The following is a 13,472-nucleotide window of genomic DNA, read 5'->3' as shown; positions in this document are numbered from 1 at the left end:
GGCATCAGGTCGGGCCGTTTGAGCCAGTAGGAGGTGGAGAAGGTCTGTGTGCTGAAGTTGCGCCCGCAGTGGAGGCAGGTGAACCGTTGGATACGCTTGGGGGCGCAGCGGCGGGAGAAGTAGCCCTTGCGCTTGTAGTGCCAGGCGGGGCTAACGTGTTGGTGGAATTGGCAGTCGGGGTTGGGGCAGAGGGGCGGTTGCCAGCCGGGGGTGTTGGTGGTCATGCCCCCGGCGCGGCAATGGCCGCGCCAGGGACAATTTCAGAGCCAGAACCGTATTGTCACTTCCCGGCAGTCTCTTGGACCATCACTTCGCGCCGCTGCCGAAAGGCCTCGTTCCCCGGATCCCCAGCAATCGCCTTGTCGATCCAGGCGAGAGCTTCGGCCGTCATCCCGCGAGCGTAGTAGACCACGGCCACGGTGTCGCAGACCTCGGGGTCGTCGCCGCTCAATTCGGCGGCGCGCAGGGCGTGGGTCGTGGCTTCCTCGAGGCCCTGCTTCTGTTCCGAGAGGGACCAGGCCAGGGCGTTCAGGGTGCGGACGTCGTCGGGGTTCAGCTTCAGCAGCTCGCGGAAGGTGGCGGTCTGGCCGGGCAGGTCGCCGGCGCGGCCCTGCGCCCAGGCCGTGAAGCCTAGCACCTCGCCGCGGTCCACGGCGTCCGGGAACGCCGTCAGCAGCCGCTGCAGGTGCGTCACGGCCATCGGGTAGTCGCGGGCCATGGCCTCCATCTCCGCCAGGGCCTGCAGGGCCGGAGCGGCATGGCCCTTGGCGTTGGCCGGGTCCAGTTCGAGCACGCGGGTCAGCGCCGTGCGGGCCGGCTCGACCTCGCCCCGCTCCGAGAACTTCGTGCCGAGGCGGCCGAGCAGCTCGAGGTCGTCGGGCGAGGCGGTGAGGCGCGCCTGCAGGTCGGACAACGTGTTGCGGCCGGCGATGTAGTCGACGACCGTGGCGAGGAACTCCTCGGCGGGGCGGAAGCCCAGGAAGCGGTCGATCTCGGTGCCGTCGGGACGGCAGAGCACCATCGTGGGCATCGCCTTGACGCCGAACTGCTTGGCCAGCGGCTTGAACGGCTCCTGGTCCACGTCGACCTTGTAGGTGACGAGCTTGGCCAGCTCCGCCATGACCGCGGGCTGGTTGTAGACCTGGGCGTCGAGCATCTTGCAGGGCCCGCACCAGGTGGCGAAGAAGTCGATGAAGATGGGCTTGCCGGCGGCGGTCGCCTCGGCGACGACCTCGGCCCAGGGGCGGCCCTCGCGCCAGTCGAGCGGCGCCCCGGACGCAGGCGCGGGCGCGGGGGTCTCGGCGACGGCGAAGGAGGCCGCGGCCGCGAGGGCCAGGGCGATGGTGGCGAGCGTGCGCATGGTTCTCCTCTAGAGCGCGGTGAAGTGCTGGACGGCCCGGTCGGCCAGGTCCTTGAGTTCGCCCCAGTACAAGCCCAGGAACAGGGTCGGCGCCGCCAGCAGGACCAGCGTGACGTAGTGCAGCGGCGCGATCGGCACCGGGGGCGCGTCGGCGGGCGCCTTCGTGAAGTACATCGTGCGCGCGATCTTCATGTAGTAGAAGAGGCTCACCACGCTGTTGAGGACGCCGACGATCGCCAACCAGTACCAGCCCTCGTGCATGACCGCGGCGAACAGGTAGAACTTCCCGATGAAGCCGGCGGTCGGCGGCAGGCCCGTCAGCGAGAACAGGAACACGATCATCATCGCGGCCGCCCAGGGCGAGCGGAAGCCCAGGCCGGCGTAGTCGTCGAGGTGCTCGCTCTTGAGCGAGTTGTTCAGGGCGACCACGAACAGGAAGGCGCCCAGGTTCATCAGCGCGTAGACGAGCAGGTAGAAGAGGATCGCCTGCAGGCCCTCCGCGGTGAGCATCAGGAAGCCCATCAGCAGGTAGCCGGCGTGGGCGATGCTGGAGTAGGCCAGCAGGCGCTTCACGTTGACCTGGCGCACGGCGACCAGGTTGCCGTAGGTCATCGTCGCCACCGACAGCACGGCGATCAGCAGGCGCCAGTCGACCCGGTCGACCGCCGGCTGCATCGTGGTGTAGAAGAAGCGGATCATCAGGGCGAAGCCGGCCGCCTTGGGGCCCACCGAGAAGAAGGCGGACACCGGCGTGGGCGCGCCCTCGTAGACGTCGGGGGCCCAGAAGTGGAAGGGCACCATGGCGATCTTGTAGCCCAGGCCCGCCAGCAGCAGCACGCAGACCGTCAGCAGCGACAGGGGGTCGCCGGCGCCGGCGGCCAGGGCGTCGCGGACGCCGAGGTAGGTGAGCGAACCGGTCAGGCCGTACAGCAGCGACAGGCCGTAGAGCATGACGCCGGAGCTGACCGCCCCGAAGATCACGTACTTCAGCGAGGCCTCGGTCGCGCGCAGGCTGTTGCGCATGTAACCGGCCATCACGTAGCTGCTCAGCGAGACCAGCTCGAGCGACAGGTAGAGCATCAGCAGGTCGCGGGCCTCGGCCATGACCATCATGCCGCCGGTCATCAGCGCGATCAGGGCGTAGTACTCGCCCTTGTTCTCGCGGGTCCGGCCCATGATCTCCTCGCTCGCCCAGGAGACCAGCAGCGTCACCACGGCGATCAGCGAGAACAGGATGCGGAAGAAGGCCGCCATCCCGTCCACGATCACCAGGCCGCCGAGGATCGTGCGCTCGGGCGCGTCCAGCCCGGCGAAGGAGAGGGCCAGCGCCGTCAGGGCGCCGGCCATCACGATGGCGAAGGGCACGACCGGCCGCCGGCGGACGACCAGGTCGCCCAGCAGGGCCAGCAGGAAGGCGCCGAACATCACGGTCTCGGGCAGGAAGCCGCCCAGGTCCGACCAGTCCGGGATCTGCAGCATGTCCACGCTCACGGGCATCTCCCCGTCGCGGCCGCGGCTAGCCGGCCACGACCTTGATCAGATGGTTCAGCGACACCTTCATCAGGTCGAGCACGGGCATCGGGTAGACGCCCAGGACCAGCACGATGATGCCGATGGGCACCAGGGTGAACAGCTCGCGGGCGCTGATCTCGGGCAGCGAGTCGTACTTCGCGTTCTTCTCGCCCAGGAACACGCGCTGCAGCATCCACAGCACGTAGGCGGCGCCCACGACGATGCCCAGGGCGCTGACGATGGTGATCGTGCGGTGCGTCGGGAAGGCGCCGATGAAGACCATCGCCTCGCTGACGAAGCCGCTCAGGCCCGGCAGGCCGACGGCCGCGAACAGCGCGAACGAGAAGACCGAGGTGTAGACCGGCAGCTGCAGGCCCAGGCCGCCGAAGCCGTTGATGTCGCGGTGGTGGGCGCGGTCGTAGATCACGCCCACGCAGAGGAACATCATGGCCGTGATCGTGCCGTGGTTGAACATCTGCAGCACGGCGCCGTTGATGCCGACCTCGTTCATCGCCGACATGCCCAGCAGCACGTAGCCCATGTGGCTGACCGAGGAGTAGGCCACGAGCTTCTTCATGTCCGTCTGCGCCATGGCGCAGAAGGCGCCGTAGAGGATGTTGATCGCGCCGAGGATCGCCATCGGCACCATGAAGCCGACGGCCTGGTCGGGCAGCATCGGGTAGCTGATGCGCAGCAGGCCGTAGGTGCCCATCTTCAGCAGGACGCCGGCCAGGATGACCGAGACGGCCGTGGGCGCCTCGACGTGCGCGTCGGGCAGCCAGGTGTGGAAGGGGAACACCGGCACCTTGATGGCGAAGCCGATGAACAGGCCCATCCAGATCGCGAAGCGGACGTTGGCCAGGTCGAGGATGCCGCCGTGGTTGGCCTGGTCCATCATGTGCAGCATGTTGAAGGTGTGGCCGCCGGTGACCGGGTCCTTCACGTTGTAGTAGAAGGCGATCATCGCCAGCAGCATCAGCACCGAGCCGGCCAGCGTGTACAGGAAGAACTTGATGGCGGCGTACTCCTTGCGCGGGCCGCCCCAGATGCCGATCAGGAAGTACATCGGCAGCAGCATCACTTCCCAGAACACGTAGAACAGGAAGAAGTCCAGCGCGCAGAAGACGCCCATCATGCCGGCCTCGAGCAGCAGGAACAGGCTGAAGTAGCCCTTCACCGCCTTCTCGATCCGCCAGGAGGCGATGATGCACAGGAACGACAGCAGGGCCGTCAGCAGCACCATCGGCACGCTCAGGCCGTCCACGCCCAGGAAGTACTCGATGTTGAAGCTCTTGATCCAGGTGTAGTGCTCCGTGAACTGCATGTTCGCCGTGGTGCGGTCGAACTGCAGGAAGAGCTGCACCGCCAGCAGCAGCGGCACGGCGGTCGCGGCGGCGGCGATCCACTTGGTGAAATCCTTGTACCGGCCGGGCAGGCCGGCGATCACCGCCGCGCCGATGACCGGCGCGAAGGTCATCCAGGACAGGAGATGGTCAGCCATCGAGACGCTCCTCTCGGGGTAGCACCGCTACAGGGCGCGGAAGACGAACACGAGCAACAGGACGGAGAAGCAGGCGTACGCCAGGTACGACTGCACCCGCCCGGTCTGGACGCGCCGGAAGCCCTCGCCGGCCCCCTGGATCACCGCGCCCACACCGTTGACCAGACCGTCGACGACGTACCGGTCCGCGAGACCGGCGAACCAGCTCAGCACGCGGGTCAGGTACCCCATGCCGTTGACGATGCCGTCGATCACCAGGCGGTCGAAGGCGCCGTTGAGCCAGCTGAACCACAGCGTGAAGCGATAGACCGTCGCCGCGTAGAACTCGTCGAAGAAGTACATGTTCTGCAGGACGTGGTGCACGCGCGGCAGCCGCGCCAGGACCGCCGGCGCGCTGATGCGCCCGCGGATGTAGGTCAGCCACGAGACCAGGATGCCCAGGCCGGCGACCAGGATCGAGAGGACCATGGCCGTGATGTGCGCCTGGTGGCGAACGTGGGCGTCGTGGGCGTCGTGGGCGTCGCCGTGGGCGGTCTCGCCGTGCGCCGGTCCGGCAGGCGCGGGTTCGCCATGGGGCTCCTGCGGCAAGGCGTGCTCTTCGTGAGCGGCGGCCGGAACCGCGTGGGCCTCGCCGGCGTGCGGCGCGCCGGGCGCCTCCTCGACGATGCGCGCCATGTCGTACGGCGCGACGAAGCGCGAGAACCAGCCTTCGGTCGGCCCGCGCCAGCCCGAGGAGACCACGGCCAGGACGGCCAGCGTGACCAGGGGCACCGTCATCGTCCAGGGCGACTCGTGGGCGTGGTGGTGGCGCTCCTCGTCGCGGGGCTTGCCCATGAAGGTCAGGAACACCATGCGGAACATGTAGAAGGCCGTGAGCCCGGCCGCGATCAGGGCCAGCAGGAAGGGCACGTAGTGCGACTTCGTCATGCCGAAGGCCAGAGCACCGGCCAGGATGGCGTCCTTGGAGTAGAAGCCCGAGAAGAAGGGCACGCCCGAGATCGCGAGGGTCGCGATCAGGAAGGTCCAGAAGGTGATCGGCATCTTCGTGCGCAGGCCGCCCATCAGCGGCATCTCCTGCGTGTGGACGGCGTGGATGACCGAGCCGGAGCCGAGGAAGAGCAGGGCCTTGAAGAAGGCGTGCGTCCAGAGGTGGAACATGCCGGCCGAGGCGACGCCGACGCCCATCGCCATCACCATGTAGCCGAGCTGGCTGATGGTGGAGTAGGCCAGGGACTTCTTGATGTCGGTCTTGACCACGGCGATGGTCGCGCCCAGGAAGGCCGTGATCGCGCCCACGTAGGCCACCACCAGCAGGGCGTTCGGGTCGAACAGCGGCAGCAGGCGGGCGACCATGTAGACGCCGGCGGCGACCATCGTCGCGGCGTGGATCAGGGCGCTGACCGGCGTGGGGCCCTCCATGGCGTCGGGCAACCAGATGTGCAGCGGGGCCTGCGCCGACTTGCCGACGCAGCCCATGAACAGGCCGACGCCCGCCAGCGTCAGCAGGCCGCCCGACAGCGGGTCCAGGTGCGCGGCGGCGAACAGTTCGAAGTAGTTGAAGGTCCCGTAGGCCGTGAAGAAGATCAGGATGCCCAGGAAGAAGCCGAAGTCGCCGACGCGGTTGGTCAGGAAGGCCTTCTTGTTGGCGGCGGCGGCCGACGGCTTGTGGAAGAAGAAGCCGATCAGCAGGTAGCTCGCCAGGCCCACCAGCTCCCAGAACACGTACAGGAACAGCAGGCTGTTGCTGAGCACGATGCCCAGCATCGAGAAGGTGAAGAAGCCCAGGAAGGCGAAGAAGCGCTCGTAGCGGCGGTCCCCGTGCATGTAGCCGATCGAGAACAGGTGTACCAGCAGGCTGACGGTGGTCACCACCACCAGCATGATCGCGGTCATGCCGTCGACCAGGATGCCGGCGTCGGCCGTGAAGCGGCCCAGGTCGAGCCAGCGCACGCCCCCCTCGACCCGCAGGCCGGGGTCGCCGGCGGCCCAGAAGCGGGCGAAGATCCGCACCGCCAGCAGCCAGGCGACGCCGAGCAGCCCCGTGCCCAGCCAGTCGCCCTGCCGCGGCAGCTTCTTCCCGAAGAAGAAGAGGACCGCGTAGGACAGCAGCGGCAGCAGCAGGATCGCCAGCGCCGTCAGCAGGATGGCATGTTCGCTCATCGCGATGCTTCTCCCTTATCGCTTCAGCCGGTTGACGGTGTCCACGTTGACCGTCCCGAAGTTGCGGAACATCGCCAGCACGATCGCCAGGGCCACGGCGGCCTCGGCCGCCGCCAGCACGATGACGAAGGCGGCCATGATGTGCCCGTCGACGCCGCCGTCGACGAAGCGGGCGAAGGCCACGAAGTTCAGGTTCGCGGCGTTGAGGATCAGCTCCACGCCCATCAGCAGGGCGACGGCGTTGCGGCGCGTCAGCACCGCGTAGATGCCGAGCCCGAAGAGCAGGGCGCTCACGGTCAGGTAGTGCTCCAGGCCGACGGTCATGACCGCACCTCCCCTTTCCCCGCCGCGTCGTCGGCGCCGGCCGCCTCGTCCGCCGGCGCGCGCTCGCGGATCAGGATGGCCGCGCCGACCATGGCCGCCAGCAGCACCAGCGAGGCGTACTCGAAGGGGAAGACGAAGGTCGTCATCAGGCCCGTGCCGATCTCGGCCACGGTCGCCTCCGGCGCGCCGGTCGCGCGCTCGGGCCAGCGGGTGCCCACGATCACCATGTAGACCAGGGCGAAGGCCAGCAGGGACAGGATCGCCGCAGGCACGGCCCGGTCCAGGCCGCGGCGCGGTGCGTCGCTGCGCGGGATGCGCGTCATCATCACCGCGAAGATCACCAGCACCAGGATGCCGCCGATGTAGACGACGGTCTGGGTCACGGCCAGGAAGTCCGCCCCCAGCTGGGCGTAGAGGCCGGCCACCCCGAACAGGGTGAACAGCAGGCTGAAGGCCGCGTGCACGACGTTGCGGCTGGCCACGACGAAGAAGCCGGACAGCACCGTCAGCAGCGCGAAACCGTAGAAGACGAGGTCTCCGCTCACGATCCCCCTCCTTCCCCGCCGCCGGCGCCGGGCGCCGCCTCCGGCAGGTCCGCACGTCGGGGCGCCTTGGCGATCCGGTCGGGGTCCGGCGGCGCCGCCGCGACCTGCTCCACGAAGTAGCCCATCTGCTGGCGCCGCTCCTTGTGGCAGGGCACCGGCCGCTCGGGGTCGACGAACTCGTAGACCAGGCGCCTGCGGTCGTACAGCGCGTGGTCGTAGTCGAGGCTGTGCTGGCAGGCGAAGGTGGGGCACTCCTCGGTGCAGAGGCCGCACCAGATGCACTTGTTGTAGTCCACCGCGTAGCGGTGCATGAAGCGGTCCTTGCCCTTGCCCATGGTCTCGATGTAGATGCAGTCCACGGGGCAGACCTTGGCGCAGCGCAGGCAGCCGTCGCAGAGGTTCGTGTCGTTGATGATGAAGCCCTTGAACCGCGCCGGCAGCACCCAGCGCTCGTCGGGGTACTGCAGCGTGACGGGCTTGCGCACCACGTGCTTGGCGGTGATCCTCATGCCCTTCAGGGCCGAGGCCACCGCGTCGTAGATTCCGCGCAGATACTGGGTCATGTTCCGCTCCGGTGGCGCGACGGTCAGCCCGCCTGGCCCGTCGCCAACATCCAGATGCCGGCGCCCAGGACGCAGACCAGCGCCAGGGGCACCATCACCTTCCAGCACACGTGCATCAGCTGGTCGACGCGCAGGCGCGGCAGCGTCCAGCGCAGCCACATCTGCAGCAGCACCAGCAGCACCGCCTTGATCACGAACACCAGGCCCGGCAGGAACACCGGCCCGAACAGCGGCTGCCAGCCGCCCAGGAACACCGCCGTGGCGACGCAGGAGACCAGGAACAGGTTCGCGTACTCGGCCAGGAAGAAGAACGCGAAGCGCATGCCGGTGTACTCGGTGTGGTAGCCGGCCACCAGCTCCGACTCGGTCTCGGGCAGGTCGAAGGGGCCGCGGTTCACCTCGGCGATCGAGGCCACGAAGTACAGCAGGAACGCCACGAACAGGAACGGGTCGTGCAGGAAGTGCCAGCGCCAGATGCCGCCCTGCTGCGCGATCACGATGTCGTTCATGTTCAGCGAGCCGGTGATCATCACCACCGGGATGCAGGCCAGGGCCAGCGGGATCTCGTAGCTGACGGCCTGCGCGGCGCCGCGGGCGGCGCCGTAGAGGGACCACTTGTTGTTCGAGGCCCAGCCGGCCATCAGGATGCCGATGGTCGCGGCGCTGCTGACCGCGAAGATGTAGAACAGGCCCAGGTCCAGGTCGGCGGCGATGAAGCCGGGCGCGAAGGGGATCGCGGCCCAGGCCATCAGCGAGCCGACGAAGATCACGAACGGCGCCAGCATGAACAGCGGCTTGTCGGCGTCCTGCGGGACGATGTCCTCCTTGCCGAGGATCTTCACCATGTCCGCCACCGGCTGCAGCACGCCGTGCCAGCGGCCGACGCGCATGGGGCCGTAGCGGCTCTGGATGAAGCCGGCCACCTTGCGCTCCGCCCAGGTGAAGACGATCGCGCACGAGGCCATCACCAGCGCCATGATCAGGGCCATGGTCAGCCCGCCGGCGACCAGCAGACCCAGCGGCGAGAGGCCGTCGCCGAAGATCCGCGCGAAGAGGTCGGTCATCACTTGCATGGCGTCACCTGTCGATCTCCCCGAGGACGATGTCCAGCGACCCGACCGTCGCCACGAGATCGGAGAGCATCATGCCCGGTCCGACCTTCTCGATCACGTGGAGGTTCGAGAACGACGGCGAGCGCACCTTCGTGCGGAAGGGCTTGCTGCCGCCGTCGGCGAAGATGTGGTACCCGATCTCGCCCTTGCTGCTCTCGGTGCGCGTGTACAGCGAGCCCTGGGGCACCTTGACCAGCTTCTTGAGGTCCTCGGCCTTGACCGGGCCGCCGGGCAGGGCGTCGACCGCCTGCCGGATGATGCGGCACGACTCGTACATCTCGCGCATGCGCACCATGTAGCGGTCCCAGCAGTCGCCGACGGTGCCCTGCTCCCCCTCGCCGTAGGGGATGTCGAACTCGAAGCGGTCGTAGATGGAGTAGGGGTCGTCCTTGCGGCAGTCGAAGGGGACGCCCGCGCCGCGCAGCACCGGCCCGGTGCAGCCGTAGGCCAGGCAGGTCGCCAGGTCGATGACGCCCACGTCGGCGGTGCGCTCGATGAAGATCTTGTTGTACGACAGCAGGGTGTCGTACTCGGGGATCTTCTGCTCCATGATGTTGACGAAGGCCAGGACGTCCCGCTCGAAGCCGTCGTAGGTATCGAAGCGCAGGCCGCCGATGTCGAAGTAGTTGTAGAGCATGCGGCCGCCGGTGAGGCGCTCGAGGATGTTCAGGATCTCCTCGCGCTCGCGGAAGCAGTACAGCAGCGGCGTCCAGGCGCCCATGTCCAGGCCGAAGGTGCCGATGGCGATCAGGTGGCTGGCGATGCGCTGCAGCTCGGCGCAGATGACGCGGATGTGCTCGGCGCGCTCGGGGACCTGGACGCCCAGCATCCGCTCGACGGCCACCGCGTAGCCGAAGTTCATGTTGATCGGGGCCAGGTAGTCGAAGCGGTCGGTGTAGACCATCCACTGCCGCCAGTCGCAGCCCTCGGCGATCTTCTCGGCGCAGCGGTGCAGGTAGCCGATGTGCGCGGTGACGCCGTGGACGATCTCGCCGTCGGTGCGCACCAGCAGCCGCAGCACGCCGTGGGTGGCCGGGTGCTGGGGTCCCATGTTGATCTCGAGCAGCTCGGAGTGCAGCTCCCGCCGCACGTCCTGCCCGCCCCAGCCGCGGCCGGCCGCCGTCTCGCTCATGCCCACCTACCCTTGGTTCCCGGTCTCGGGTCGCGTCGTCTCGTCGGGCTGCTTCGGCTCGTCCGGCCGCTTCACGTCGTCGGGCAGCGTCACGCCCGACTCGTCCCACTTGCAGGCCGCGTAGTCGCGGCCGTCCAGGGGCACGCCCTGCCAGGCGCCCGGCATCACGTAGTCCTTGCGCAGCGGGTGGCCCTCCCAGTCCTCGTCCAGCAGGATGCGCTTCAGGTCGGGGTGGCCCGTGAAGCGGATCCCGACGAGGTCCCACGCTTCGCGCTCGTGCCAGGCGGACGTCGGCCACACTGCGGCCGCCGAGGCCACCTCGGGCGCGGCGCGGGGCACGCGCACGAACAGCGTGTGCTTGTGGCCGTGGCGGTGGGAGTAGAGGGCGTAGGCCACGCCCAGGTCGCCGTCGCCGACGCGGTCGGAGGCCTGCGGGCGGCCCAGCACGTCGTAGCCCAGGATGTCGACGCTCTTGCCCTTGCCCGAGGCGTCGTAGCCGTCCCAGTCCAGGCCGGTCAGGCACATCAGGGACTCGAAGCCGAGCGCCGGATCGTCCCGCAGGAACGCCGCGATCTCGGCGACGCGCCCGGCCGCGACCAGCGAGCCCTTCTCGAACCCGTCCACGTAGTCCGACACGGCGTCGCCGAACCGGCTCTGCAGCAGCGCGTGGATGGCCGTCGCTTCCATGGTCGTCCCGTCCCGTTCAGCGTTTGACGTAGGGGATCTTGCGGGCGTAGTCCGCGACCCACTTCGGAGGCTTGGCGTCGTCCCGGCGGCCCCGGATCTTGTCCTGCAGGCGCATCAGGCCGTCGAGCAGCACCTCGGGGCGCGGCGGGCAGCCGGGGATGTACACGTCCACCGGCACGATGAAGTCCACACCCTTGACCACGTGGTAGCCGTACTTGAAGTACGGGCCGCCGCCGATCGCGCACGAGCCCATGGCCACCACCCACTTGGGCTCGGGCATCTGCTCGTAGATGCGCTTGAGGCGCGTGGCCATCTTCGCCGTCACGGTGCCCGAGACGATCATCAGGTCCGCCTGGCGCGGCGTGGCCCGGAAGGCGCCGGCGCCGAAGCGGTCGATGTCGTAGCGCGTGGCCGAGGCGGCCATCATCTCGATGGCGCAGCAGGCCAGGCCGAAGGTCACCGGCCAGACGCTCGAGAGGCGCGCCCAGTCGAACAGGTTGTCGACGGTGGTCAGGATGAAGTTCTTGTCGTCGGAACCGGCCATGGCGGCCAGGTCCTCGGCGAGGTGGAAGTCCAGGCACTGCTCGCGCCGCGGGTCGTAGCCCTCGGGCGGGGTCACGGACTCGACGTAGTCTTTCCGGTCCTGCGTCATTCCCCGCCCACCTCCGTGCCGCTGCGGCGCGCCAGGCTCTTGACCCAGTCCAGGTCGCCCTTGACCCAGATGTAGGCCAGGCCGATCGCCAGGATGCCGAGGAACATCACCATCTCGACGAAGACCAGCGAACCGGCCGCCGCCGACAGGGGCCGGAACACGACCGCCCACGGGTACAGGAAGATGACCTCGACGTCGAAGACGATGAAGAACAGCGCCACCAGGTAGAAGCGGATGTTGAAGCGCACCCACGAGGAGCCGCTCGGCAGCTCGCCGCACTCGTAGGTCACCGCCTTCTCCCCGCCGGGCTTGCGCGGGCGCACCAGCCGGGCGATGCCCAGGGCCAGGTTCCCGAAGAAGATCCCGAACAGCAGGAAGAGCAGGACGATCGCGTAGCCGGCGTGCAGCCCGGTCGCGACGGCGGCCAGGCAGGGCGTCTGTGTCATCGGGCACCAACCCCCGTGCGAAGGGTGACGGATGGTCCCTGTCGCGGACGGTGCGGGGCGGGGCGAAGTCGCGGCCCGCCGCGCGGCATGTCGCTGCCAATACAGGTTGTTCCGGCTGGAACTGTCAAGGGTCGATCAATAAGGATTTCTCGTGTCCCGTATGTCGGCTGTGGAGCGGAACTCCCCAAAGCAGCCTTCAATCCGCCGTTTTCGCGGGTTCTTTCTTTCAGCGAACGCTCGCTCACCGGCCGGCGGGCGGCGTGAAATCCGCACAGGCCATCTGATGGGCCGCTAGGCGTGCGGTCTGCCCCGGGAACCGCTTTCATCCTGCACGATGCCGGCGGGGCCTGCGGATCGAGGACCCGGGCGGCCTTGTTTCGATCGACGGGGACGGGCGGATCGACGCGCCGGGACGCGCCGCATGGCTCCGGCCGCCGCGGCCGCCCGCCGCCTGGACCCCCGTTTGCACACCGGCGGCGGAGCCGTTCACGCCCACCTCCACCGACGGAGTGCACCATGCGACGCCCGATCACGCTCCTGCTGACGCTCGCCCTGGCCGCGCCGGCGGCGACGACCGCCGCCGCGGAGACGCTCACCAACCTGTTCTTCCTGCACCACTCGACCGGCCGCAACGTCATCGCCGAGGGCGACGTCCGCGACTGCATCGCGGACCACAACGCCCTGCACGGCACCGCATACGCGTTCTGGGACCACGACTACAACGCGCTCGGCCTGACCGGACCCGACGGCGACCAGCCCGGCGTCAGCTACCAGATCCCGGGTGACAACACCGACCCCGACGGCCTGCTGGCGCTGTGGACCACGGCCAACGGCGCCCGCGACCTCATCCTGCAGAACCACCAGGTCATCGCGTTCAAGTCCTGCTACCCGGCCTCGAACATCGAGACCGACGCCGAGCTCGCCGCGCGCAAGCAATGGTACCTGCAGATGCGCGACGTGTTCGACCAGCACCCCGGGCACGTGTTCGTGGTGATGAGCCAGCCGCCGCGCCACCGGCTGGCCACCAACACGGCCGAGGCGACGCGGGCGCGCGCCTTCGCCGACTGGCTGTGTTCGGACGACTACCTGGCCGGCCGCCCGAACGTCGTCGCCTTCGACCTGTTCGACCTGCTGGCCGCGCCCGACGACGGCTCGGCGGCGGCCAACCGGCTGCGCTACGTCTACGAGCGCAGCCACTACGACGGCGACTCCCATCCCAACGCCGCCGCCAACGCGGCGACCGGTCCGGCGTTCGCCGCGGCGCTGATCGGGGCCTCCGAGGCACTGTCGGGCGCGACCGGGGCCGGTGACCTGCCGGCGGCCCCGAACCTGCGATTGGGCAGCCATCCCAATCCCTTCAACCCGCTGACGACGGTGACCTTCGCCCTGGAAGCGCCGGTCCGGGCGCGGCTGACGGTCCACGATCTGGCCGGGGCGCTGGTTGCGGTGCTGGCCGAGGGCGAATTGGCGGCCGGCGA

The 13,472-nt window shown here is 68.8% G+C and carries 14 protein-coding genes; 1 reads left to right on the top strand and 13 read right to left on the bottom strand.

All coding sequences use genetic code 11. The features are described 5' to 3' along the window. The 13 genes from Q7W29_13635 to Q7W29_13575 all read right to left on the bottom strand — a co-directional run. On the bottom strand, positions 1-224 hold a 224-nt coding region (locus Q7W29_13635; protein ID MDO9172863.1), incomplete at its 3' end, for a hypothetical protein. A gap of 56 nt (positions 225-280) precedes the next feature. Next, complete coding sequence (locus Q7W29_13630) at positions 281-1,360, bottom strand: thioredoxin domain-containing protein (GenBank protein MDO9172862.1); 1,080 nt, start codon at positions 1,358-1,360, stop codon at positions 281-283. A 9-nt stretch (positions 1,361-1,369) separates the two neighbouring features. Continuing rightward, a complete protein-coding gene (locus tag Q7W29_13625) occupies positions 1,370-2,851 on the bottom strand; it encodes an NADH-quinone oxidoreductase subunit N (protein ID MDO9172861.1) in 1,482 nt (493 codons plus the stop codon). A gap of 25 nt (positions 2,852-2,876) precedes the next feature. Continuing rightward, positions 2,877-4,373 (bottom strand): NADH-quinone oxidoreductase subunit M, encoded by a 1,497-nt coding sequence (locus tag Q7W29_13620; GenBank protein MDO9172860.1) that lies wholly within the window; start codon positions 4,371-4,373, stop codon positions 2,877-2,879. Positions 4,374-4,400: 27 nt separating this feature from the next. Continuing rightward, positions 4,401-6,533, bottom strand: coding sequence for an NADH-quinone oxidoreductase subunit L (nuoL, locus tag Q7W29_13615; protein MDO9172859.1), 2,133 nt, complete (start codon positions 6,531-6,533; stop codon positions 4,401-4,403). A gap of 15 nt (positions 6,534-6,548) precedes the next feature. After that, complete coding sequence (gene nuoK / locus Q7W29_13610) at positions 6,549-6,857, bottom strand: NADH-quinone oxidoreductase subunit NuoK (protein ID MDO9172858.1); 309 nt, start codon at positions 6,855-6,857, stop codon at positions 6,549-6,551. Further along, positions 6,854-7,402: an NADH-quinone oxidoreductase subunit J gene (locus tag Q7W29_13605; protein ID MDO9172857.1), complete on the bottom strand. Its 549-nt coding sequence runs from the start codon at positions 7,400-7,402 to the stop codon at positions 6,854-6,856. The genes nuoK and Q7W29_13605 overlap by 4 nt, the downstream gene beginning before the upstream one ends. Then, positions 7,399-7,965: an NADH-quinone oxidoreductase subunit I gene (locus tag Q7W29_13600; GenBank protein MDO9172856.1), complete on the bottom strand. Its 567-nt coding sequence runs from the start codon at positions 7,963-7,965 to the stop codon at positions 7,399-7,401. Before Q7W29_13600 ends, Q7W29_13605 begins: the two co-directional genes overlap by 4 nt. 23 nt (positions 7,966-7,988) lie before the next feature. Continuing rightward, a complete protein-coding gene (nuoH, locus tag Q7W29_13595) occupies positions 7,989-9,038 on the bottom strand; it encodes an NADH-quinone oxidoreductase subunit NuoH (GenBank protein MDO9172855.1) in 1,050 nt (349 codons plus the stop codon). 4 nt (positions 9,039-9,042) lie between these two features. Then, positions 9,043-10,209, bottom strand: a complete 1,167-nt coding sequence (locus tag Q7W29_13590) for an NADH-quinone oxidoreductase subunit D (protein ID MDO9172854.1) — start codon at positions 10,207-10,209, stop codon at positions 9,043-9,045. 6 nt (positions 10,210-10,215) lie between these two features. Further along, positions 10,216-10,896: an NADH-quinone oxidoreductase subunit C gene (locus Q7W29_13585; protein MDO9172853.1), complete on the bottom strand. Its 681-nt coding sequence runs from the start codon at positions 10,894-10,896 to the stop codon at positions 10,216-10,218. Positions 10,897-10,912: 16 nt separating this feature from the next. Further along, complete coding sequence (locus Q7W29_13580) at positions 10,913-11,548, bottom strand: NADH-quinone oxidoreductase subunit B family protein (GenBank protein MDO9172852.1); 636 nt, start codon at positions 11,546-11,548, stop codon at positions 10,913-10,915. Next, positions 11,545-11,994: an NADH-quinone oxidoreductase subunit A gene (locus Q7W29_13575; protein ID MDO9172851.1), complete on the bottom strand. Its 450-nt coding sequence runs from the start codon at positions 11,992-11,994 to the stop codon at positions 11,545-11,547. Before Q7W29_13575 ends, Q7W29_13580 begins: the two co-directional genes overlap by 4 nt. Positions 11,995-12,510: 516 nt before the next feature. Here Q7W29_13575 and Q7W29_13570 point away from each other — a divergent pair. Further along, positions 12,511-13,472, top strand: a 962-nt coding sequence (locus Q7W29_13570) for a hypothetical protein (GenBank protein ID MDO9172850.1), incomplete at its 3' end; no start/stop codon positions are given.

The organism is bacterium (genome assembly GCA_030654305.1).
Classification (GTDB): Bacteria; Krumholzibacteriota; Krumholzibacteriia; order LZORAL124-64-63; family LZORAL124-64-63; genus PNOJ01.
Note: the sequence above shows the minus strand (reverse complement) of the source record. Positions and strands in the feature narration are given on the sequence as shown.

Excerpts from the sequence above, each read along its gene's own strand:
- Q7W29_13630 (MDO9172862.1), bottom strand. The coding sequence starts at position 1,360 with ATGCGCACGCTCGCCACCATCGCCCTGGCCCTCGCGGCCGCGGCCTCC.
- Q7W29_13620 (MDO9172860.1), bottom strand. The coding sequence starts at position 4,373 with ATGGCTGACCATCTCCTGTCCTGGATGACCTTCGCGCCGGTCATCGGC.
- nuoL (MDO9172859.1), bottom strand. The coding sequence starts at position 6,533 with ATGAGCGAACATGCCATCCTGCTGACGGCGCTGGCGATCCTGCTGCTG.
- nuoK (MDO9172858.1), bottom strand. The coding sequence starts at position 6,857 with ATGACCGTCGGCCTGGAGCACTACCTGACCGTGAGCGCCCTGCTCTTC.
- Q7W29_13600 (MDO9172856.1), bottom strand. The coding sequence starts at position 7,965 with ATGACCCAGTATCTGCGCGGAATCTACGACGCGGTGGCCTCGGCCCTG.
- nuoH (MDO9172855.1), bottom strand. The coding sequence starts at position 9,038 with ATGCAAGTGATGACCGACCTCTTCGCGCGGATCTTCGGCGACGGCCTC.
- Q7W29_13590 (MDO9172854.1), bottom strand. The coding sequence starts at position 10,209 with ATGAGCGAGACGGCGGCCGGCCGCGGCTGGGGCGGGCAGGACGTGCGG.
- Q7W29_13585 (MDO9172853.1), bottom strand. The coding sequence starts at position 10,896 with ATGGAAGCGACGGCCATCCACGCGCTGCTGCAGAGCCGGTTCGGCGAC.
- Q7W29_13580 (MDO9172852.1), bottom strand. The coding sequence starts at position 11,548 with ATGACGCAGGACCGGAAAGACTACGTCGAGTCCGTGACCCCGCCCGAG.
- Q7W29_13575 (MDO9172851.1), bottom strand. The coding sequence starts at position 11,994 with ATGACACAGACGCCCTGCCTGGCCGCCGTCGCGACCGGGCTGCACGCC.